This window comes from Streptomyces roseicoloratus, assembly GCF_004117935.1.
GTDB lineage: Bacteria > Actinomycetota > Actinomycetes > Streptomycetales > Streptomycetaceae > Streptomyces > Streptomyces roseicoloratus.
The window spans coordinates 1-21,073 of the sequence record NZ_SDOY01000018.1 but is presented as its reverse complement, the minus strand read 5'-3'; the positions used below and the strand labels follow the sequence as shown (position 1 = coordinate 21,073).

Annotated in this window: 17 protein-coding genes; 9 read left to right on the top strand and 8 right to left on the bottom strand. The window is 72.5% G+C overall.

The genetic code is table 11. From position 1 onward, the window contains the following. Positions 1 to 17: 17 nt before the first annotated feature. Both ESG85_RS01735 and ESG85_RS01730 read right to left on the bottom strand, forming a co-directional pair. Positions 18 to 1,292 (bottom strand): MFS transporter, encoded by a 1,275-nt coding sequence (locus tag ESG85_RS01735; RefSeq protein WP_181018934.1) that lies wholly within the window; start codon positions 1,290 to 1,292, stop codon positions 18 to 20. Positions 1,293 to 1,551: 259 nt separating this feature from the next. Then, positions 1,552 to 2,115 (bottom strand): methylated-DNA--[protein]-cysteine S-methyltransferase, encoded by a 564-nt coding sequence (locus ESG85_RS01730; protein ID WP_128976218.1) that lies wholly within the window; start codon positions 2,113 to 2,115, stop codon positions 1,552 to 1,554. Positions 2,116 to 2,270: 155 nt separating this feature from the next. Between ESG85_RS01730 and ESG85_RS01725 the strand changes: the two genes are divergently transcribed. From ESG85_RS01725 to ESG85_RS01705, 5 genes are all read left to right on the top strand, one after another. Continuing rightward, complete coding sequence (locus tag ESG85_RS01725) at positions 2,271 to 3,179, top strand: MHYT domain-containing protein (protein WP_128976217.1); 909 nt, start codon at positions 2,271 to 2,273, stop codon at positions 3,177 to 3,179. Between the two features lie 91 nt (positions 3,180 to 3,270). After that, positions 3,271 to 5,406, top strand: coding sequence for an excinuclease ABC subunit UvrB (gene uvrB / locus ESG85_RS01720; protein WP_128976216.1), 2,136 nt, complete (start codon positions 3,271 to 3,273; stop codon positions 5,404 to 5,406). A 175-nt stretch (positions 5,407 to 5,581) separates the two neighbouring features. Continuing rightward, entirely contained in the window at positions 5,582 to 6,160 is a 579-nt protein-coding gene (locus ESG85_RS01715) for a TerD family protein (protein WP_128976215.1), read from the top strand. Positions 6,161 to 6,203: 43 nt separating this feature from the next. Next, the gene (locus ESG85_RS01710) at positions 6,204 to 8,219 is read left to right on the top strand and encodes a TerD family protein (protein ID WP_128976214.1); all 2,016 of its coding nucleotides are present in this window, start codon (positions 6,204 to 6,206) and stop codon (positions 8,217 to 8,219) included. A 217-nt stretch (positions 8,220 to 8,436) separates the two neighbouring features. Beyond that, positions 8,437 to 9,435 (top strand): TerC family protein, encoded by a 999-nt coding sequence (locus tag ESG85_RS01705; RefSeq protein WP_128976213.1) that lies wholly within the window; start codon positions 8,437 to 8,439, stop codon positions 9,433 to 9,435. 33 nt (positions 9,436 to 9,468) lie between these two features. Here ESG85_RS01705 and ESG85_RS01700 read toward each other — a convergent pair whose 3' ends face one another. The 4 genes from ESG85_RS01700 to ESG85_RS01685 all read right to left on the bottom strand — a co-directional run bounded on the left by ESG85_RS01700 (position 9,469) and on the right by ESG85_RS01685 (position 13,458). Continuing rightward, positions 9,469 to 10,557 (bottom strand): right-handed parallel beta-helix repeat-containing protein, encoded by a 1,089-nt coding sequence (locus ESG85_RS01700; protein WP_128976212.1) that lies wholly within the window; start codon positions 10,555 to 10,557, stop codon positions 9,469 to 9,471. A 75-nt stretch (positions 10,558 to 10,632) separates the two neighbouring features. Then, positions 10,633 to 11,919 (bottom strand): MFS transporter, encoded by a 1,287-nt coding sequence (locus tag ESG85_RS01695; protein ID WP_128976211.1) that lies wholly within the window; start codon positions 11,917 to 11,919, stop codon positions 10,633 to 10,635. A 121-nt stretch (positions 11,920 to 12,040) separates the two neighbouring features. Continuing rightward, positions 12,041 to 12,697: an MBL fold metallo-hydrolase gene (locus ESG85_RS01690; protein WP_128976210.1), complete on the bottom strand. Its 657-nt coding sequence runs from the start codon at positions 12,695 to 12,697 to the stop codon at positions 12,041 to 12,043. A gap of 59 nt (positions 12,698 to 12,756) precedes the next feature. Beyond that, positions 12,757 to 13,458 (bottom strand): maleylpyruvate isomerase family mycothiol-dependent enzyme, encoded by a 702-nt coding sequence (locus tag ESG85_RS01685; protein WP_128976209.1) that lies wholly within the window; start codon positions 13,456 to 13,458, stop codon positions 12,757 to 12,759. Between the two features lie 213 nt (positions 13,459 to 13,671). Here ESG85_RS01685 and uvrA point away from each other — a divergent pair, with 213 nt between their 5' ends. Continuing rightward, entirely contained in the window at positions 13,672 to 16,683 is a 3,012-nt protein-coding gene (uvrA, locus tag ESG85_RS01680) for an excinuclease ABC subunit UvrA (protein ID WP_128976208.1), read from the top strand. Positions 16,684 to 16,788: 105 nt separating this feature from the next. On the opposite strand, the gene ESG85_RS01675 is transcribed toward uvrA, so the two are convergent. Beyond that, positions 16,789 to 17,718, bottom strand: a complete 930-nt coding sequence (locus tag ESG85_RS01675; protein WP_128976207.1) for a carbohydrate kinase family protein — start codon at positions 17,716 to 17,718, stop codon at positions 16,789 to 16,791. Positions 17,719 to 17,939: 221 nt separating this feature from the next. Between ESG85_RS01675 and ESG85_RS01670 the strand changes: the two genes are divergently transcribed. After that, positions 17,940 to 18,365 carry a Rieske (2Fe-2S) protein gene (locus ESG85_RS01670; RefSeq protein ID WP_128976206.1) on the top strand — a complete coding sequence of 142 codons (426 nt, stop codon included), beginning with the start codon at positions 17,940 to 17,942 and terminating at the stop codon, positions 18,363 to 18,365. Positions 18,366 to 18,417: 52 nt separating this feature from the next. Here the strand turns inward: ESG85_RS01670 and ESG85_RS01665 are convergent, their stop codons facing one another. Beyond that, positions 18,418 to 19,347 (bottom strand): hypothetical protein, encoded by a 930-nt coding sequence (locus ESG85_RS01665; protein ID WP_128976205.1) that lies wholly within the window; start codon positions 19,345 to 19,347, stop codon positions 18,418 to 18,420. A gap of 282 nt (positions 19,348 to 19,629) precedes the next feature. Here ESG85_RS01665 and ESG85_RS01660 point away from each other — a divergent pair, with 282 nt between their 5' ends. Both ESG85_RS01660 and ESG85_RS01655 read left to right on the top strand, forming a co-directional pair. Continuing rightward, positions 19,630 to 20,232 carry a papain-like cysteine protease family protein gene (locus tag ESG85_RS01660; protein WP_128976204.1) on the top strand — a complete coding sequence of 201 codons (603 nt, stop codon included), beginning with the start codon at positions 19,630 to 19,632 and terminating at the stop codon, positions 20,230 to 20,232. Between the two features lie 5 nt (positions 20,233 to 20,237). Further along, a partial coding sequence (locus ESG85_RS01655) for a hypothetical protein (RefSeq protein ID WP_246094766.1) occupies positions 20,238 to 21,073 on the top strand: 836 nt, incomplete at its 3' end.

The window sequence follows — 21,073 nt, the reverse complement described above, 5'->3', positions numbered from 1 at the left end:
CCGGCCGCCGCCCCGCGTCAGGCGCGCCGCAACGCGCCGCGCAGCACCAGCACCGTCATCGGCAGCAGCAGGCACGCGCCGACGACGTTCAACCAGCCGTATCCCGCCTGGGAGACGATCAGGCCGGCGGCGAGGCCGCCGAGACCGGCCGAGGTGTTCATGATGAAGTCCGAGAGCCCCTGGACGGCCGCCCTGGCCGCCTGCGGGACGGAGTCGGTCAGCAGGGCCGAGCCGGAGACCAGGCCCGCCGACCAGCCGAGGCCCAGGACGAACAGGCCGAGCGCGACCTGCCCGTGGCCGGCTCCGGCCGTGCCCGCGAGCAGCGCGGCCGTGGAGATCAGCGCGACCGCGAGGCCGATCACCGTGAGCCGCCCGAGCCGGTCGGACAGCCAGCCCATCACGGGCGAGAACGCGTACATGCCGGCGATGTGACCACTGATCACCAGGCCGATCAGCCGGATGTCGGCGCCGTGGTGGCTGAGCGCGACCGGCGTCATCGACATGATCGACACCATCGCCGTGTGCGAGCCCGCCACGGTCACCAGGGCCAGCCGGGCCCGTGAGGACGCCCGTACGGCACGCAGCCCGGCCTTCAGGGAGCGGCCGTCGGCGTCCTCGGCCTCCTCCGGGCCCGCGAGCGCCCGCGCGGTCAGCAGTGGGTCGGGGCGCAGCAGCAGCGCCACCGTCACGGCGGCGACGACGAAGACGCCGGACGCCCACACGAAGGGTCCGGCCGCGGCGGGGATGCCGAGGCCGGACACGCTGCGGCCGGCCGGAGCGGCGACGTTCGGGCCGAGGACGGCGCCGATGGTGGTGGCCCACACGACGGTCGAGATGGCCCGGGCCCGCCGGTCGGGCTCGGCGAGGTCGGCCGCCGCGAACCGGGCGGCCAGATTGGCCGAGGAGCCCGCTCCGAAGCCGACGAGCCCGGCGAGGAGGAGCGGGAAGCTGCCGAGGACGGAGCCGAGGACCACGACGCCCGCGCCGAACGCCCCGACCAGGTACGCGAGGACCAGTCCGCCGCGTCGCCCGCGGCGGGCCATCAGCGAGGCCAGCGGCATCGCGAGCAGCGCCGGCCCGGCGACCGTGGCGGTCGACGCGAGACCCGACAGCGCCTCCGTACCGCTGACGTCCTTGGCGAGGACGGCGGCGAGCGCGACGCCGATGGCGATGCCGAGCCCGCCGAGGATCTGGGTCGCGATCAGCACCGCCTGGATCCGCCGCCGGAGGGCGGGGAGCCGGTCGGGGGAGGGCAGGCCGGGTATCGCCGATGTGTTGGGGGTGTGGGGTATATCGGGCGAGGCGGGTGCGCGCAGGGCGTCAGGAGCGTCCGAGCTGTGGGTCACTTACGCATAGTGCCAGCCGTCCCACCATGTGGGAACGCCCCGGCTTTCCGCCCCCAGTCGTCCGCCCCCGGCCGTCCGCCCCCGGGCCCGGCGCAGCGACTCCCCACCGCCCGCAACCCCGGCCCACGACGGCTCGGACAGCGCCCGCGGACGGCAGTCGGACCAGCAGTCGGACCCTCGGACAGCGCCGCCTACGGGCGGCAGCTCAGAACAACGGCTCCGGCAGTACGCCCTCCAGGGCCAGCAACCGGCGCTTGGTCTCCACGCTGCCGCCGAAGCCGCCGATGCCGCCGTCGCTCTCCACGACCCGGTGGCAGGGCACCACCAGCGGCAGCGGATTGGCGCCCATCGCCGTCCCCACCGCCTGCGCCGCCGTCGGCTGGCCCACCCGGCGGGCCAGCTCCCCATACCCCACGACCGTCCCGTACGGGACGGAGTCCGCGAGTTCGCGCAGCACCTGACGGTTGAATCCGGTCACCAGCGACCAGTCGAGCTTGACGTCGAAGCTCCGCAGCTCCCCGTCGAAATAGGCCGTGAGCTGCCGTACCGGCTCGGCGAGGCGGCCGGATCCGTCTGCCACGAGCTCCGCGCGGAGCACTCCGGCCAGCCGCTCCAGGGCGCGCTCGCGCACCCGCCCCTCCGCGTGGAACGTCACGTTCACCAACCCGCGGTCCGTCGCGGCGAGCAGCAGGGGACCGACCGTACTGGGCAGCACGGCCCACTCCACCCGTCCGGTGACGCGGTCCGTCCGCGCCGTCTCGTGTTCCATGCGGCCCACGGTACGACCCGGCACCGACAGTGGTCGCCCAATTCGAGGACCCCATGGCCGGACGGCCGTGGTGGGCGCCATAATCCGGTAGCACTACTCAGCGGTACCGACTGTTTTCGGACGACGTTGCACCACGGGGTGGAGGACGGACGCTCATGCAGGGCACGGTCGACGGATTCAGCTACGGACTGGTCACGCCGGTGGCCGCCTTCCTCATGGCCTGCCTCGGCGGAGCCCTGGGCCTGCGCTGCACCACCAGGTCGCTGCGGCACCGCGACACCTTCAAGGTTGGTTGGCTCGCGCTCGGCGCCACCTCCATCGGCACCGGCATCTGGACCATGCACTTCATCGCCATGATGGGCTTCTCCGTCCAGCAGGCGCCGGTCGGCTACGACCGGCCCATCACCTTCGCCAGCCTCGGCGTCGCCATCCTCATGGTGGGCATCGGCATCTTCATCGTCGGCTACCGCGGCGCGACCGCCCTCACCCTGGTCACCGGCGGCACCATCACCGGGCTCGGCGTCGCCACCATGCACTATCTGGGCATGGCCGGCATGCGGCTGCACGGCCAGATCACCTATGACACCCTCACCGTCGCCCTTTCCGTGGTCATCGCCGTCGTGGCCGCCACCGCCGCCCTGTGGGCCGCCGTCTCCGTCCACGGCTTCCTGGCCAGCCTCGGCGCGAGCCTCGTCATGGGGCTCGCCGTCAGCGGCATGCACTACACCGCCATGGCGGCCGTCGACGTCACCCTGCACGGCACCCCGGAGCCCGGCACCGGGGACACCGCCACCTCGCTGCTGCTGCCGATGCTGATCGGCCCCGGCGTCTTCCTGCTGCTCGCCGCCGTCGTCGTCATGTTCGACCCGCTGCTCGTCATGGGCGAGCCCGACTGGCAGCGGCCCGTCGCCCGCGGCGGGCACCGCCACGGAGCGCCCGGCGTCTCGACCCCGCGCCGCACCCCGGCCTACGGGGAACCCGCGAACTGGTCCTCCACCCGGCCCGCCGCACGCTCCGGCCGCCGGAGCGCCCAGCGCGGCACGTACCGCTCCCAGGACTGGTAGCGGGCCGCGGGGGACCCGGGGGAGGGCCGGTCGCGGCCCGGCGCCGGGCCGATCACCCCCGGCTGTCAGCGGCGGGTCGTACGGTGGTGGCATGCGGCCCGTTTCCAAGATCGAACGTACGGTGGCGCCCTTCGAGGTCGTCAGCCCCTACCAGCCCAGCGGCGACCAGCCCGCCGCCATCGCCGAGCTCGAGCGGCGCGTCGGCGCGGGCGAGAAGGACGTCGTGCTGCTCGGCGCCACCGGCACCGGCAAATCGGCGACCACCGCCTGGATGATCGAGAAGCTCCAGCGCCCCACCCTGGTCATGGCGCCGAACAAGACGCTGGCCGCCCAGCTGGCGAACGAGTTCCGCGAGCTCCTGCCGAACAACGCGGTCGAGTACTTCGTCTCGTACTACGACTACTACCAGCCCGAGGCGTACGTCCCGCAGTCGGACACCTACATCGAGAAGGACTCCTCCATCAACGAGGAGGTCGAGCGGCTGCGCCACTCCGCCACCAACTCGCTGCTCACCCGCCGCGACGTCGTCGTGGTCGCCTCCGTCTCCTGCATCTACGGCCTCGGCACCCCGCAGGAGTACGTGGACCGCATGGTCGCGCTCAAGGTGGGCGACGAGATCGACCGCGACCAGCTGCTGCGCCGCTTCGTCGACATCCAGTACACCCGCAACGACCTGGCGTTCACCCGCGGCACCTTCCGGGTCCGCGGCGACACCATCGAGATCTTCCCGGTCTACGAGGAGCTCGCCGTCCGCATCGAGATGTTCGGCGACGAGATCGAGGCGCTCTCCACGCTCCACCCGCTCACCGGCGAGGTCATCAGCGACGACCGGCAGCTGTACGTCTTCCCCGCCAGCCACTACGTCGCGGGCCCCGAGCGCATGGAGCGGGCGGTCAACGACATCGAGCGCGAGCTGGAGGAGCGCCTCAAGGAGCTGGAGAAGCAGGGCAAGCTCCTGGAGGCCCAGCGGCTGCGGATGCGCACCACGTACGACATCGAGATGATGCGCCAGATCGGCTCCTGCTCCGGCATCGAGAACTACTCGATGCACTTCGACGGCCGCGAGCCCGGCTCCCCGCCCAACACCCTCCTCGACTACTTCCCCGAGGACTTCCTGCTCGTCATCGACGAGTCGCACGTCACCGTCCCGCAGATCGGCGCCATGTACGAGGGCGACGCCTCCCGCAAGCGCACCCTCGTCGACCACGGCTTCCGGCTGCCCTCGGCGCTCGACAACCGGCCGCTGAAGTGGGAGGAGTTCCAGGAGCGGATCGGCCAGACCGTCTACCTGTCCGCCACTCCCGGCACCTACGAGCTGTCCCGCTCCGACGGCTTCGTCGAGCAGATCATCCGCCCGACCGGCCTCGTCGACCCCGAGGTCGTCGTCAAGCCCACCGAGGGCCAGATCGACGACCTGGTGCACGAGATCCGGCTGCGCACCGAGCGCGACGAGCGCGTCCTGGTCACCACCCTCACCAAGAAGATGGCCGAGGACCTCACGGACTACTTCCTGGAGCTCGGCATCCAGGTCCGCTACCTGCACAGCGACGTCGACACCCTGCGCCGCATCGAGCTGCTCCGCGAGCTGCGCTCCGGCGAGTACGACGTCCTGGTCGGCATCAACCTGCTCCGTGAGGGCCTCGACCTTCCCGAGGTCTCCCTGGTCGCCATCCTCGACGCCGACAAGCAGGGCTTCCTGCGCTCCGGGACCTCGCTCATCCAGACCATCGGCCGCGCCGCCCGTAACGTCTCCGGCCAGGTCCACATGTACGCCGACACCGTCACCCCGGCGATGGCCCAGGCCATCGACGAGACCAACCGGCGCCGCGAGAAGCAGATCGCGTACAACAAGGCCAACGGGATCGACCCGCAGCCGCTCCGCAAGAAGATCAACGACATCGTGGCGACCATCGCCCGCGAGGAGATCGACACCGAGGAGCTGCTCGGCACCGGCTACCGCAAGGGCGGGAAGGACGGCAAGGGCGCCAAGTCCCCGGTGCCGTCGCTGGCCGCCCACGCGCCGAAGGGCAAGGGGGCCAAGGCCGGTTCGACCGTCGAGCTCGGCGACCGTCCGGCGGCCCGACTGGCCGGGATCATCGAGGAGATGACCGAGCGGATGCGCGCCGCCGCCGCCGAGCTCCAGTTCGAGGTCGCCGCCCGGCTCCGCGACGAGGTCTCGGAACTCAAGAAGGAGCTGCGCCAGATGAAGGAGGCCGGGATGGCCTGACGGCCCCGGCCGGCCGCACCGGCGGACACCCGGTCGTGTGTCCGCCGGTAACCCCCTGCGAGGGGCCCGGAGGCGGCTCCGTGTGTTGCAAGACCGACACAAAACCGGGCCTCTCCGGGCACGTTGTCAGTCCCCCTGCGTAGGGTGCTGCTCACACCGATGAGAGGGGCAGCGCGTGACGGTCAACATGACCAAGGGACAGGCCATCAACCTGGAGAAGCAGGGCGGAGGCAGTCTCACGTCCGTGCGCATGGGGCTGGGCTGGCAGGCGGCGCCCCGCCGCGGACTGTTCGGCTCGCGCACCCGCGAGATCGACCTGGACGCCTCCGCCGTGCTCTTCGCCGACAAGCAGCCGGTGGACGTGGTGTTCTTCCGCCACCTGGTGAGCGACGACGGCTCCGTCCGTCACACCGGCGACAACCTGGTCGGCGGCGTCGGCCAGGGCGGCGACGACGAGGCGATCCTGGTGGACCTCCAGCGGGTCCCCGTCCACATCGACGCGATCGTCTTCACGGTGAACTCCTTCACCGGCCAGACCTTCCAGGAAGTGCAGAACGCGTTCTGCCGCATCGTGGACGAGACCAACGGCCAGGAGCTCGCCCGCTACACGCTCGACGGCGGCGGCAACTACACCGCCCAGATCATGGCCAAGGTGCACCGGGCCGGTTCCGGCTGGCAGATGACCGCCCTGGGCAACGCGGCCAACGGCCGCACCTTCCAGGACCTGATGCCGGCCATCTTCCCGGTCCTGTAACCCGGCGCAGTCGCGCCCACGTTCGTACGGAGAGACGGAGCAGATGACCGCCGAGCTGGTCCGGGGGCAGAACCACCCCCTGCCCCACACCTGCCTGGAGATCCGGGTCTCGGCCGGTCATCCGGTCCTCGCCGCGGCCGCCCTGGGCGACGAGGAGGGCCGCGTCGCCGGCCCCGAGGCCGTCGCCCACCCCGGATCCGCGGCCCTGCCCGGGGTCGAGGTGCCCCGGCAGGCCGCCACCGCGCACCGGCTCGCGGTCGACCTGGAGGCGGTGCGGGACACCGTCCACCGGGTCTCCGTGCTGCTCGCCCTGCCCCTCGGCACGGGCGGCCCCACCCGTTTCGGCGCCTCGGCCGCACCGGTCGTCACCGTGACGGGCCCCGACGGCACGGCCGTCGCCGACTACACGATCACCGGCCTCGACCGGGAGTCCGCGCTCGTCGCCCTGGAGCTCTACCGCCGCCAGGGCGCCTGGAAGGTGCGGGCCGTCGGCCAGGGCTACGAGGGCGGGCTCGCCGCACTCCTCGCCGACCAGGGCCTCGACCGCCCGGCCGAACTCGCCGGTTCCGCCCTCGACGCGGTCGCCCAGGGTCTGGCCCGCTCGGTCGCGGCGCCGCCGTCGCGCGTCCCCGACGCCGACCGGCTCCCCGACGGCGAACACGCCCACCAGGCCGCTCCGGGCCCGGCGCAGCCGCCGGTTCCGCCGGCCACCCCGCCCCGGGCCCAGACCCCGGCCCAGCCGCCGGTCCCGGCCCAGGCCCCCGCCCAGCCTCCCGTCCCACCGGCTCCCCCCGCCGCCGGGGGCCCCATCGACTACACCCACCCGAGCCGCCGCCCGGCTCCCGCGCCCGCTCCGCGCCCCGCCGGCGGACCCCAGGGACCGGGCCAGGAGGCGGCCTCCGCGCCGGAGGGCTTCCCGGCGCCGGTCGCCGGCGACGCCGCGGGCTGGTCCATGGACGAGCGGCTCTACAACCAGGTGTGGGGCATGTTCGAGGACCTGGCCCGCGCCACCGCCGCGTACCGCAGTGCCTGCCGCTTCGCCGAGAACCGGCTCGACCAGGAGCTCGACCGGGTCCTGTCCGACCCGCGCAGCCGGATCGGCGGCGCGGGCGACGCCGCCAGGGCCGCCGCCAAGGCCAAGCACGACGAGCTCACGGCCCGCGCCCAGGAGGTCCTGGACCGCGACCTCGCCCAGCTCGCCGCCGAGTCCGAGGTGGTCGAGCCCGCACTGCCCGCCGCCTACGCCCGCTGGGACAGCCCGGTCTGGCAGGCCTACCGGGTGCCCATGGAACCGCCGATGGCCGTCCGCCTCGGCGACCTCCACCTCCCCGAGCGCACGGACCTGCGCATCCCGTTCCTGGCCCGCCTGCCGCTCGCCCGCGGGCTCTGGGTGGACTCGGGCCGCGGCCAGTCGGCGGCCGCCGGGCTGCTCGACGAGGCCGAGCTGCGCCGGCTCGCCCTGGACAGCGCCGTCGCCCACGTGGCGCGGCTGCTCGCCGTGCACCCGGCGGGATCCTTCCGGGTCCGAGTGATCGACGCGGCGGGCGCCGGAGCGGCCGCCTTCGCCCCGCTCGTCGGGGCCGGGGTGCTCGCCGGTCCGCCCGCCGCCGGCGCGGCCGGGGTCTCGGCCGTCCTGACCCAGCTCACCGAGCGGGTCGACCTGCTGCAGATGGCGGCGCGGGCCGGCGCCGACGAGGACCTGCCGCCCGGCCTGGACACCGCCGAGGAACTCCTCGTCGTGCACGATTTCCCGCACGGCTTCGACGACCGGGCGGTCAACCAGCTGCGCTACCTGGCCGACGAGGGCCCGGCTGTCGGCACCCAGCTCCTGATGGTCGCGGACCGGGCCGACGCGGCGGCGTACGGGCCGGTGCTCGACCCGCTGTGGCGCTCCCTCATGCGCCTCACCCCGGTCCCGGACGACCACCTCGCCGATCCCTGGGTGGGTCATGCCTGGACGTACGAGCCGCCTTCCTTCCCGGCGGGGAGCGCGGTGCTGCGGCAGGTGCTCGGCCAGCTGACCGACGCCCGTGGGCAGTGGGGGCCAGGAAGTCGCTGACCAGCGGTTTTGGGTCTGCTTTACCTGTCCCTTTACCTTTTCTTGGTCCTTCGGGTACTGTTCTCGGTACGGAGGGGAGTACTCCCTATCGCGGCGCACCCGTCAATACGGACAGGTCGGACACCTGGTCCCGGGGCGTCGGCCCGGGCCGTCCCGGGTGGAAGAGACCTCCGGCAACGAGAGGCTGCTTCGGGCAGCCGTACGAGCCGGAGGCGCAGTGGACGTTTCTGTGACCCTGTGGGTGCTGACCATTCTCGGTCTGGGCGCCCTGATCGCGGTCGACTTCTTCATCGGGCGCAAGCCCCATGACGTGTCGGTCAAGGAAGCCGGGATATGGACGGTCGTCTGGATCGTCCTCGCGGCACTGTTCGGCGTCGGTCTGATGGTCTTCGGCGAGAGCCAGGCCTCGGGCGAGTTCTTCGCCGGCTTCATCACCGAGAAGTCGCTCAGCGTCGACAACCTCTTCGTCTTCGTCCTGATCATGGCGAAGTTCTCGGTGCCCTCCCACCTCCAGCAGCGGGTGCTGCTCGTCGGCGTGCTCATCGCCCTGGTGCTCCGCGCGGTCTTCATCGCCGCCGGCGCGGCGATCATCGCCAGCTTCTCCTGGGTCTTCTACCTGTTCGGCGCGTTCCTCATCTACACCGCCTGGAAGCTCATCCAGGAGGCGCGCTCCGACGAGGAGGAGGACGAGTTCGAGGAGAACCGTCTGCTCAAGACCGTCGAGAAGAAGTTCGGCGTCGCCGACCGCTACCACGGCACCAAGCTCTTCATCCGCGACAAGGGCAAGCGCGTGCTGACCCCGCTGATGGTCGTCATGCTCGCGATCGGCACCACCGACGTGCTGTTCGCCCTCGACTCCATCCCGGCGATCTTCGGCCTCACCCAGGACCCGTACATCGTCTTCACCGCCAACGCCTTCGCCCTCATGGGCCTGCGACAGCTGTACTTCCTCATCGGCGGACTGCTGAAGAAGCTGGTCCACCTCAGCTACGGCCTGTCGGTGATCCTCGGCTTCATCGGCGTCAAGCTGGTGCTGCACGCCCTGCACGAGTCCGGGGTGCACGTCCCCGAGATCTCCATCCCGTTCTCGCTCGCCGTCATCTGCGGCGTCCTGGTCGTCACCACGATCACCAGCCTGATCGCGTCGAGGAAGCAGGCGCGGCGCGAGGCGGCCGAGTCGCTCGAGGGTCCGGAGCGGGAGAGCGTCGAGGCCTGACGCTCCCCGGTGATCCGGGCGCGGCCCCGCGCGTCAGCCCGTGCAACCGGCGACGGCGGGGCTGCTGGGGGCGCAGTTGGAGGGCAGGTTGTCCGTCACCGGCGTCGCGGTGAGGGACACGGTTCCGCCGGAGTTGTAGACGCCTCCGGCGGACTCCGCCGCCGTGCCGGAGAGGTTGTGGGTCACCGAGCTGTTCCTGAGGGTCGCGGAGGCGGTGGCGCCGAGGTTGTAGATCCCGCCGGCCTGGCTGTCGCTGCCGAGCGCCCTGTTCGCGAACACGGTGGTCCGTTCGAGGCTCAGAGAGCCCAGGTTGACGATTCCGCCGGCCGCACCGCCACCGCCGCTGTTCCGCGCCGTGGTGTTGCCTCGGACGAGCGTGTCGGTGAGCGTGGCCGCCGCGCCCTCGCGGACCTGGATGCCGCCCGCGCCCTCCCTGTCGGAGTTGTCGGTCACCCGGCTGTTCGTGGCGACCAGTGTCTCGTGCACGTCGATTCCGCCCGCCTGGGCCCGCGCCGTGTTGCCTGTGACCGTGGTGTTCGACAGGGTCAGGGGGCCGTTCGCGAACACGCCACCGCCGTTGTCCTGCGCGATGTTGTAGCTCACCGTGCTGTTGCGCAGGACGAGCGTGCCGCCGGCCACGATGCCGCCTCCCGGGCCGGTGGCCAGTGCCTGGTTGCGGGTGACCTCGACGTTGTCGAGAGTGGCACGGCTGCCGAAGGCGACGGCGATGCCGCCGCCGCCCGCGCCGCCGGACGTCGACCGGCCGTCCCGCACGGTGAGGTTCCGCAGGGTGAGGTCGCCGCCCGGTCCCCTGACCTCGAAGATCCGGAAGTTGACCGTCGTCGACGCCCGCCGGATGGTGCTCCTGTTGCCGATGACGTCGATCTCGCTCGTGACGGCCGGCAGCCCGTTCCCGGGGTTGTCCTCCACGGTGAGCTGATACGTGCAGCCGTACGACAGGTAGAGCGTGGCGGGGCCCGGGGTCGTGTTCGCCCTGGTGATGGCGTTCCGCAGCGCCGTCGCGCTGCACGGGACGAACTCCAGGGCCTGCGCGGTGGCCGGGACGGCGACGACCGCCGCGACCGCTCCGGTCGCGGCGGCGAGAACGGCGAGTCTGGACAACGAGGCCTCCGAGGGCGAGCGCGGCTACTGTCCGCAACATAGGAAGAGCGATCCGTAGCCGCAATCGGAGATCCGCTAGGCGGGCGCGCGCTCCGGCTCCGGTGCCGCCGACCGTGCCGGGAGCGTCTCCGGAAGCAGTGCGAAGCAGCCCAGGCTCACCAGGGCCACCACCGTCAGATAGGCCGCCACGCCCCACGGCGGGCCCGAGCCGCCGTCCGAGACCGCCGTCGCCACGATCGGTGTGAGCGCCCCGCCCAGCACGCCCGCCAGGTTGTAGCCGACGGCCGCGCCCGTGCAGCGCACCCTCGGCTCGTACAGCTCGGGCAGATACGCGGCCACGACGGCGAACATCGTCATGAAGGCGAGCAGCGAACCGAGGAAGCCCAGGAACATCAGCAGCGGGCGTGCGGTGTGCAGGAGCGCCACCATCGGGAACATCCACAGTGCCGAGGCCGCGCAGCCCGCCAGGCACAGCGTCCGGCGGCCGTGCCGGTCGCCCAGCACCGCGAAGAAGGGCGTCGCCGCGCCCTTGACCGCCACCGCCGCCATCACGCACGTCAGCATCACCGTGCTGGACACCCCGAGCCGCTCGGTGCCGTAGGCCAGCGCCCAGGTCGAGACCGTGTAGAACACGGCGTAGCCGACGGCCAGCGCGCCGGCGGTGAGCAGCACCAGGCGCCAGTGGCCGCGCACCACCTCGGACAGCGGTGCGGTGGCCCGGCGCCCCTCGGCCGCCAGCTCCTCGAACTGCGGGGTCTCGGCGAGCGAGGAACGCAGCGCGAGTCCCGCGGCGGCGAGCAGGCCCGCGGCCCAGAACGGGACCCGCCAGCCCCAGGAGCGGAAGTCCGCGTCACTCAGCCCGGCGGTCAGCGCCAGCATCACCCCGTTCGCCAGCAGGAAGCCGACCGCGGGGCCGATCTGCGGGAAGCTCGCCCACAGGCCCCGCCGCTCCTCCGGAGCGTGCTCGGCGGTCAGCAGCACCGCCCCGCCCCACTCGCCGCCGAGGCCGAGGCCCTGCAGGAAGCGCAGCACGAGCAGCAGCACGGGAGCGGCCACGCCGATCGACTCGTACGCCGGGACGCAGCCGACGGCGACCGTCGCGCAGCCGGTCAGCAGCAGCGAGGCGAACAGCACCGGGCGCCGCCCGTAGCGGTCGCCCACATGGCCGAAGACGATCGAGCCGAGCGGTCGGGACAGGAAGCCGACGGCGAAGGTGCCGAAGGCGGCCAGGGTGCCGGCGACGGGCGAGAAACCCGGGAAGAACAGCGGGCCGAGGACGAGGGCCGCGGCCGTCCCGTAGACGAAGAAGTCGAAGAACTCGATGGCGGTGCCGGCGAGCGAGGCCACGGCGAGCCTCGCCATCGACGGAGGGTGACCGTGGTGCTGGTGCGCGTGCTGGTGCATGTCGCGCCAACTACCCGCGCGCCGTCCCGGTTACGGGGGCGACCGGGGCGGCCCGGGGGTCACCGCCCGCGCGCGGGGGTCACCAGCCGCGCTCGCGCCACTCCGGCAGGTGCGGGCGCTCGTCACCGAGCGTGGTGTCCCTGCCGTGGCCCGGGTAGACCCAGGTCTCGTCGGGGAGCGCGTCGAAGAGCTTGGTCTGCACGTCGTGGATCAGGCTCGCGAAGGCCTCCGGGTCCTTCCCCGTGTTTCCGACGCCGCCCGGGAAGAGACAGTCCCCGGTGAAGACGTGCGGGTGGCCGTGCGGGTCGTCGTAGACCAGGGCGATCGAACCGGGGGTGTGGCCGACCAGGTGCCGGGCGGTCAGCTCGACCCGGCCCACGCGGATCGTGTCACCGTCGTCCACCAGCTCGTCGGTGCCCACGGGGATGGCCTCCGCGTCGTACGCGCCCGCGTACGTGCGGGCGCCGGTGGCCGCGACGACCTCGGCGAGGGCCTGCCAGTGGTCGCCGTGCCGGTGCGTGGTGACGACGCCCGCGATGCCGTCGTCACCGATCAGCGTGAGGAGGGTGCCGGCCTCGTCGGCCGCGTCGATCAGCAGCTGCTCGCCGGTGGCCCGGCAGCGCAGCAGATACGCGTTGTTGTCCATCGGGCCGACGGCGACCTTCGAGATCATGAGGTCGGTCAGCTCGTGCACGTCGGCGGGCCCGCCGACCTTCACCGCTCCGCTGTACGTCATGGGATCAGCGTAGCCCCGGCCGTCGAGCGGTGGTGGGGTGGCCGGGGCGGCAACTGCTGTTACAGGGGCGGGAGCTCGGGGAGGGCGGGGCCTTCGAGGACGGCGAGGCGGGCGCCCTTGTCGCCGCGGCCGGACAGCCAGCCGAGCAGTTCGGCGGCCGTGCCGCCCAGGACGACCGGGGTGCCCTCGGTGCCGCCGGTGCGCCAGGCGGGGGCGTGCTCGTCGTGCCCGAGGCGCAGGGTCACCGGCGGCACGTCGGGCCGGCCGGACCAGCGGTCGGCGAGGAACGCGATCTCCCGGGTCGTGAACTCGTCCGGCAGGTCCTCGAGCTCGTAGCCGGCGCCCAGGTCCACGTGGTGCAGGGCCACCTCGACCCAGCGGCGGAAGGGCACGCGGGCGGCCCGGTCGGTGACGCCGTTGCGCAGCTCCACCGTGCGCTCCCAGTCGGCGGGCTCGGCGCAGACCTTGTCGAAGCGGTCGGCGGTGGCCCGCAGGTCGGCGAGCTGGGCTTCCAGCGGCCGGCCGGCGTCCCGCTCGATGTCGGCGTCGCGGGTCTCGGCGTCCTTGTACATCGGCAGGCCCTGGAGGACGTTCACGAGGGCGTCGGCGTTGCGGCAGAGGTGGGCCAGGACGTGGCCGCGGGTCCAGCCGGGGAGCAGTGACGGTTCGGCGAGTGCCGCGTTGTCCCAGGAGGAGACGGCCTCGACGAGCCGGTCGGTCGCCTCGCGCACGGAGGCGATGTCACGCAGATGGTCGATCATGGCGCCGACCCTAGGCGGTCCCGGACGGTTCCGGCCAGGCCCGCACCGGCCCGACCTGCGACGGAGCACCGGCGCAGCCACTCGATCGGGTGAAGAGGATGGCCGCCGGACAAAAATCGAATGTGCGTGCTATAGGCTCGATGGAAGCATCCGGCATCCTTGGTTGTTGGGTTTTCAGGCACATCCGCTCTCTCAAGAAAGGTGCGGACCGGCGTGGCCGACCGTCTCATCGTCCGTGGCGCTCGCGAGCACAACCTCAAGAACGTCTCGCTCGACCTCCCGCGTGACTCCCTCATCGTCTTCACCGGGCTCTCGGGGTCGGGCAAGTCCTCCCTCGCGTTCGACACGATCTTCGCCGAGGGGCAGCGTCGGTACGTCGAGTCGCTCTCCTCCTACGCCCGGCAGTTCCTCGGCCAGATGGACAAACCGGACGTCGACTTCATCGAGGGTCTGTCCCCGGCCGTCTCCATCGACCAGAAGTCGACCTCGCGCAACCCGCGCTCCACGGTCGGCACCATCACGGAGGTCTACGACTACCTCCGGCTGCTCTTCGCCCGCATCGGCAAGCCGCACTGTCCCGAGTGCCGCCGGCCGATCTCCCGCCAGTCGCCGCAGGCGATCGTCGACAAGGTCCTGGAGCTGCCCGAGGGCAGCCGCTTCCAGGTGCTCTCGCCGCTGGTGCGCGAGCGCAAGGGCGAGTTCGTCGACCTCTTCGCCGACCTCCAGACCAAGGGCTACAGCCGTGCCCGGGTCGACGGGGAGACGATCCAGCTCAGCGAGCCGCCGGCCCTGAAGAAGCAGGAGAAGCACACCATCGAGGTGGTCGTCGACCGCCTCACCGTGAAGGACAGCGCCAAGCGGCGGCTCACCGACTCCGTGGAGACCGCGCTCGGCCTCTCCGGAGGCATGGTCGTGCTCGACTTCGTCGACCTCCCCGAGGACGACCCCGAGCGCGAGCGGATGTACTCGGAGCACCTCTACTGCCCGTACGACGACCTGTCCTTCGAGGAGCTGGAGCCCCGCTCCTTCTCCTTCAACTCGCCGTTCGGCGCCTGCCCGGACTGCACCGGCATCGGCACCCGCATGGAGGTCGACCCCGAGCTGGTGGTCCCCGACGAGGACAGGTCGCTCGACGAGGGCGCCATCCACCCCTGGTCCCACGGCCACACCAAGGAGTACTTCGGCCGGCTCATCGGCGGCCTCTCCCAGGCCCTCGGCTTCCGTACGGACATCCCGTACGCGGGCCTGCCGGCGCGCGCCAAGAAGGCGCTGATGTACGGCCACAAGACCCAGGTCGAGGTCCGCTACCGCAACCGGTACGGCCGCGAGCGCTCCTACACCACGCCCGCCTTCGAGGGCGCCGTGTCCTTCGTGAAGCGGCGGCACAGCGAGGCCGAGAGCGACTCCAGCCGTGAGCGCTTCGAGGGCTACATGCGCGAGGTGCCCTGCCCCACCTGCGAGGGCACCCGGCTGAAGCCGATCGTGCTCGCGGTCACCGTGATGGACAAGTCCATCGCCGAGGTCTCCGCGATGTCGATCAGCGACTGCGCCGAGTTCCTCGGCCGGCTCACCCTCAGCGCCCGCGACAAGAAGATCGCCGAGCGCGTCCTCAAGGAGGTCAACGAGCGGCTGCGCTTCCTCGTCGACGTCGGCCTCGACTACCTCTCGCTCAACCGGGCCGCGGGCACGCTGTCCGGCGGCGAGGCCCAGCGCATCCGGCTCGCCACCCAGATCGGCTCCGGCCTGGTCGGCGTGCTGTACGTGCTCGACGAGCCGTCCATCGGTCTCCACCAGCGCGACAACCACCGGCTCATCGAGACCCTGGTGCGGCTGCGCGACATGGGCAACACGCTCATCGTCGTCGAGCACGACGAGGACACCATCAAGGTGGCCGACTGGGTCGTCGACATCGGCCCGGGCGCCGGCGAGCACGGCGGCAAGGTCGTCCACTCCGGCCCGCTGAAGGAGCTCCTGGGCAACGAGGAGTCGATGACCGGGCAGTACCTGTCCGGCCGCAGGGCGATCGCCACCCCGGACATCCGCCGGCCCGTGCACCCGACGCGCCGGCTCACCGTGCACGGCGCCCGTGAGAACAACCTGCGGGACATCGACGTCTCCTTCCCGCTGGGCGTCCTCACCGCCGTCACCGGCGTCTCGGGATCCGGAAAGTCGACCCTGGTCAACGACATCCTCTACACCCATCTCGCGCGCGAGCTGAACGGCGCCAGGTCGGTGCCCGGGCGCCACACGCGCGTGGACGGCGACGACCTCGTCGACAAGGTCGTGCACGTCGACCAGTCGCCCATCGGCCGCACCCCGCGGTCGAACCCGGCGACCTACACCGGCGTCTTCGACCACGTCCGCAAGCTCTTCGCGGAGACGATGGAGGCCAAGGTCCGCGGCTATCTGCCCGGCCGCTTCTCCTTCAACGTCAAGGGCGGCCGCTGCGAGAACTGCTCCGGCGACGGCACCATCAAGATCGAGATGAACTTCCTCCCGGACGTCTACGTGCCGTGCGAGGTCTGCCACGGCGCCCGCTACAACCGGGAGACCCTGGAGGTCCATTACAAGGGCAAGTCGATCGCCGAGGTCCTGGACATGCCGATCGAGGAGGCCCTGGGCTTCTTCGAGGCCGTCCCGACGATCTCCCGCCATCTGCGCACCCTCACCGAGGTCGGCCTGGGCTACGTCCGCCTCGGCCAGTCCGCGCCGACCCTCTCCGGCGGCGAGGCCCAGCGCGTCAAGCTCGCCTCCGAGCTCCAGAAGCGCTCCACGGGCCGCACGGTCTACGTCCTGGACGAGCCGACGACGGGCCTCCACTTCGAGGACATCTCGAAGCTGATCAAGGTCCTCTCCGGCCTCGTCGACAAGGGCAACTCGGTGATCGTCATCGAGCACAACCTGGACGTGATCAAGACCGCGGACTGGATCATCGACATGGGTCCCGAAGGCGGCAGCGGCGGCGGTGTCGTCGTCGCCGAGGGCACGCCCGAGGAGGTCGCCTCCGTCCCGGCCAGCCACACCGGGAAGTTCCTCCGCGAGATCCTGGGCGCCGACCGCGTCAGCGACGCGCCGGCCAAGGTCCCGGCGGCCCGGAGCGCCAAGAAGGCCCCGGCGAAGAAGACGGCGGCGGCCGGCAAGGCCACGACGGCGAAGAAGGCGGCACCGGCGAAGAAGACGACCGCCGCCGCCAAGAAGACGACGACCCGCACCCGCAAGTCCTGACAGGCAGCCGCCCGTCACCGCCCCGAGGGGGCCGCCCCGCCGGAAGGCGGTGGGGCGGCCCCCTCGGGCGCATGCGGAGACGGGGCGGCGCGGGACGCCAGGCCGTCAGCCCTCTCCTCCCGGGCCCCGCAGCTCCCGGGCGTACGGCGGTTCCGCGCCGGTACGGGAACAGGTGACGGCCGCCGCCCGGGCCGCGTACCCGAGGAGCTCGCGCCAGTCCACAGCCGACAGGGCCGTCACCGGACGGTCCCCGAGGCCGTGCAGCAGCGCCGCGCTCACCGTGTCGCCCGCCCCGATCGTGTCCGCCACCCGCACCGGCACGGCCGGGACGGACACCTCGTGCCCACGGGTGAAGACCGTCAGACCCGCCGCGCCCCGGGTCAGGACCACCGCGCCCGGACCGGCGGCCAGCCACTCCTCAGGAGAGCCGCCCAGCCACGCGGCGTCCTCCTCCGAGAGCTTCAAGACCGAGACGTACGACAGCCAGCCCGCGAAGCGCTCCCGGTAGACCTCCGCGTCGGGGATCAGACCGGGCCGGACGTTCGGGTCGAGCAGGGTGAGGGCGCCGGCCCGCGAGGAGCGCCGCAGCAGCGCCTCGTACGCGCTCGCGCCCGGCTCCAGGGCCAGCGAGCAGGTGCCGAAGGCCACCGCCCGCACCCCGTCCGGCAGCCGCTCGGGCAGGGCGAAGAACCGGTCCGCCGTGCCCTCGACGTAGAAGCCGTAGCGTGCCGAGCCGTCGGGTCCCACCGAGGCGACCGCCAGGGTGGTCGGCTCGGGTCCGCGCTGCACGAGCCCCGTCGCCACGCCCGCCGCCCGCAGCCGCTCGACCAGCACCTCGCCGAAGGCGTCCGTCGAGACGCGCGAGCAGAAGGCCACGTCCGCGCCGATCCGGCCGAGCGCGACGGCCGTGTTGTACGGGCCGCCGCCCGGCCGGGGCAGCAGCGGGGCCAAGGCGCCCGGGGCCCCGCCCGGAACCCCGCCGGGGACCGGGTCGGGAACCAGGTCGATCAGGGACTCACCGGCGACGACGATCACGCATCGGAACGTAACCCATGACGGGCTCGGGCCGACAGCGGTTCCGCGGACCGGCCCGGACCGGCCCGGCCGCGGACCGCCCGCGGGCCCGGTGCGGACCCGGACGCCGGTGGCCGCGAACCCGCCGGTATCGTCGGTTCGGTCCCTTCTGGGGACGCCTTGTCCCCGATCCGACACACCGACACCGACACCGTCGCCGTCTTCGTCACCGTGGAGCGCTCATGTCCGGCCAGTCCACCCGCCGCACCGTACTGAAAGGCGCCGCCCTCGCCGGAGCCGCCGGGCTGGGTGTCGCCGCCTGCTCCACCGAGTCCAACGTCGGCCACGCCCAGAACCCCACGCCGACCGCCCCGGTCGCGCTCGGTGCGCCCGACGAGGTCCCGGTCGGCGGCGCCAGGCTCTACCGCGAGCAGCGGCTCCTGGTGCACTGCCCGGCCCAGGGTCAGTACAAGGCCTTCAGCGCCCAGTGCACCCACGCGGGCTGCGTCCTGGACAAGATCGAGAACAACGAGGGCAACTGCCCCTGCCACGGCAGCCGCTTCGACGTGACCACCGGAAAGGCCCTCCAGGGCCCGGCGACCGTGCCGCTCCCGGAGGTCCCGGTCCGCGTCGAGAACGGCAAGCTGATCGCCGGCCCGAAGGCCTGAGCGCGCGCCCGGCCCGCCCCGGCCCATCCAGGGCCAGGGCCCGGCCAGGGCCTCAGATCCAGTCCCACTCGATGCCCAGGATCCCGGGTCGTACTCCCTGCTCCACGATGTGCACCGCGCGGTGCCGGCCGGTCAGTGTGAGCTCGGTGCGGCCGCCGCGCGGTGCGCCCGTCGAGGCCTGGGCGAAGCGCCGGCAGCGGACCGGCAGGGCCGCCTCGTCGAAGCGGACCTGGAGCACGTACTGCCCGCCCGCGAAGCTGAAGCCCCGCACGTACTCCCGGCTCGCGCCGCCCGTGCCGTCCTCGAAGCCGTACGCGAAGACGAAGGTGTCCCCGGCCCGCAGCCGGGTGTCGAAGAGCAGCTCGGCGACGACCACCCCGGTCTCCGCGTGCCGCCGTACCCGGCCCGTCCGGCAGTTCTCCGTCGCCCGCACCTCCACGCGCGACGGATCGCAGCCCGGATCGCCCCGGTGGATCGCCAGGTAGCGGTCGATCCCGTCCCGGTGCGCGCGCACCACGTGCTGCGAGTCCCGCCCGACCAGCTCGCGACCGGCCCCTATCCGTACCCGCTCCTGGTGGACCACGGTGTGCAGACCGCCGTCCGCCGGGCACTCCAGTTCCGCGAGGAGCCGCTCGACGACGCCCGAGGCCTCGACGAGCGAGCGGTAGGAGCGGGTCGCCGGGCGCTCGACGCCGTCACGGGCGGCGGCGTCCTCGTGGAGCAGCCGGATCAGCGAGTTGCCGGGCAGCTGGAGCAACTCCTCCAGGGCACGCACCGCCTTCATGGACTCCGGCCGCTGCGGCCGCCGGGCTCCCTGCTGCCAGTAGCTCAACGACGTCACACCGACCTTCACACCGCGGTGCGCCAGATGGTGCTGGACCCGTTGGAGCGGAAGACCGCGCACCGCGAGCGCCGTGCGCAGCGCCAGATGGAACGGACCCGTGTGCAGCAACTGCGCCAGATCGGCCTCGGTGTGACCCACGAGGACTCCTCAGTGAACGTTCACGGTGGGGGAGGCGGAGCACGCTGACGCCGCGGCGGGCGGGCAGGTGGACCGGGGACGGCTGTTCACAACCGGGTCACACCGTTCACAGCTCTCCGTCACCCCGCATTGAAGCGTGTTGACCGGATCCGGACAACGTCCGATGCTCCAGACCAGCGTCCGGACGCGCTCCTCTCCTCCACACCCCACTCCCCACACCCCCACTCCTCCGATCCCCACCACGGGAGGAACGCGATGCGCACGACGAGCACGATGAGCACGATGCGCAAGAGAAAGGTCCCCGCGGCGCTCGCCGCGACCGCCGCCCTGTTTCTCGTCCCCGCCGCCCCGGCGTCCGCCGCGCCGACCGGCGAGGACGCGACCACGGCAGGCGTGTCCGCCCTCGCCTCCAAGCGGCTGAACATCACCATGCAGGCCCAGCAGAAGACCAACTGGTGCTGGGCGGCCGGCGGCAACACCATCGCGACCTGGTTCGGCCGCAACTACAGCCAGAACCAGTTCTGCAACGCCGCCTTCGGCCGGCAGCAGGGGTACGACTGCCCCAACTGGCAGGCCACCCTGGGCAACGTCCAGGACGGGCTGAGCTGGGCGGGCATCAACCCCGGTTCGTACGTGACCGGCTGGCTGCGCTACTCGACCGTGCAGACCGAGATCAACGCGAACCGGCCGGTCGAGACCCGGATCCAGTGGTCGAGCGGCGGCGGGCACATGCACGTCGTCTACGGCTACGACGACGCCAACAGCTGGGTGTACTGGGGCGATCCGTGGCCGTCCAGTGACCGCTACAACTGGGCCTCGCACGCCTGGTACGTCAACAACAACTCCTTCTCCTGGACCCACTCGCTCTACCGGATCGGGGCGTGACGACGATGAACGCACGCATACGCGCCCTGCGCGCGGTCGGTGCCGGTGCGCTGGGCGCCGCGACGCTCGTGCTCCTCGGGGCGGCGCCGGCGGACGCGGTGTCCGCCGACGCGGTGCGGGGTGGTGCGGCGCCGGTCGGTGCGGTGCCGTTCGGTGCGGCGCCGTTGGGTGCGGTGCCGGGCGAGGTGGCTCCGGCCGGTGACGCCGGGCCCCTGCCCACCGCGGCGAGCCCCGAGCAGGCGGCTGCCGCGCCCCGCACCCTCGACACGGTGGCCCGCTTCTTCGCCCGTGACGGCGCCCTCGCCCAGGACGCCGCCCGCGCGCGGGCGGCTGAGCGGCCCCGTATCGAAGGCGCCTCGGTGCCGGTGCGGATCCTGTCGCCCGACTTCGTCGCCGGGAAACCGGGGGCGCCGGTGGCCCGGGTCGAGTTCCACGCGAGCAAGGCGGTCGCGGCGGACGGCCGGGCGGCCTCCCTCTGGAGCGTGCGCGCGGCGGGCGGCGGCTGGCAGGTGGTGAACATCGCCACCGGCGACGACGAGGTCCGCTACGCGGAGCAGGGCGGGCGGCTGCTGCCCGGCGGGACGGTGTTCCGCGAGCCGCAGATCGACGCGTGGTACGTCCAGAAGGGCACGAAGGTGCTGCCGCTCGACGAGGACGCGGTGCGGGCGGTCGGTGCGAACGGGACGACGCTGGCCGCGTACCGGGAGCGGGTGAGCAGGGCGTACGGCGACAAGCTGCCGGGCTCCGCGTACGCGAGGAAGGGCGCGGCGGGCGGCTACGCCGCCGGGTCTCCGGGGCCGGTGGCCGCCGGCGACGGGGCCGCTGCCGGCGGTGTCGGGTG

Coding starts and splice junctions, on each gene's coding strand:
- ESG85_RS01730 (WP_128976218.1), bottom strand. CDS start 2,115: ATGGAACACGAGACGGCGCGGACGGACCGCGTCACCGGACGGGTGGAG.
- ESG85_RS01725 (WP_128976217.1), top strand. CDS start 2,271: ATGCAGGGCACGGTCGACGGATTCAGCTACGGACTGGTCACGCCGGTG.
- uvrB (WP_128976216.1), top strand. CDS start 3,271: ATGCGGCCCGTTTCCAAGATCGAACGTACGGTGGCGCCCTTCGAGGTC.
- ESG85_RS01710 (WP_128976214.1), top strand. CDS start 6,204: ATGACCGCCGAGCTGGTCCGGGGGCAGAACCACCCCCTGCCCCACACC.
- ESG85_RS01695 (WP_128976211.1), bottom strand. CDS start 11,919: ATGGCGAGGCTCGCCGTGGCCTCGCTCGCCGGCACCGCCATCGAGTTC.
- ESG85_RS01690 (WP_128976210.1), bottom strand. CDS start 12,697: ATGACGTACAGCGGAGCGGTGAAGGTCGGCGGGCCCGCCGACGTGCAC.
- ESG85_RS01685 (WP_128976209.1), bottom strand. CDS start 13,458: ATGATCGACCATCTGCGTGACATCGCCTCCGTGCGCGAGGCGACCGAC.
- ESG85_RS01670 (WP_128976206.1), top strand. CDS start 17,940: ATGTCCGGCCAGTCCACCCGCCGCACCGTACTGAAAGGCGCCGCCCTC.
- ESG85_RS01660 (WP_128976204.1), top strand. CDS start 19,630: ATGCGCAAGAGAAAGGTCCCCGCGGCGCTCGCCGCGACCGCCGCCCTG.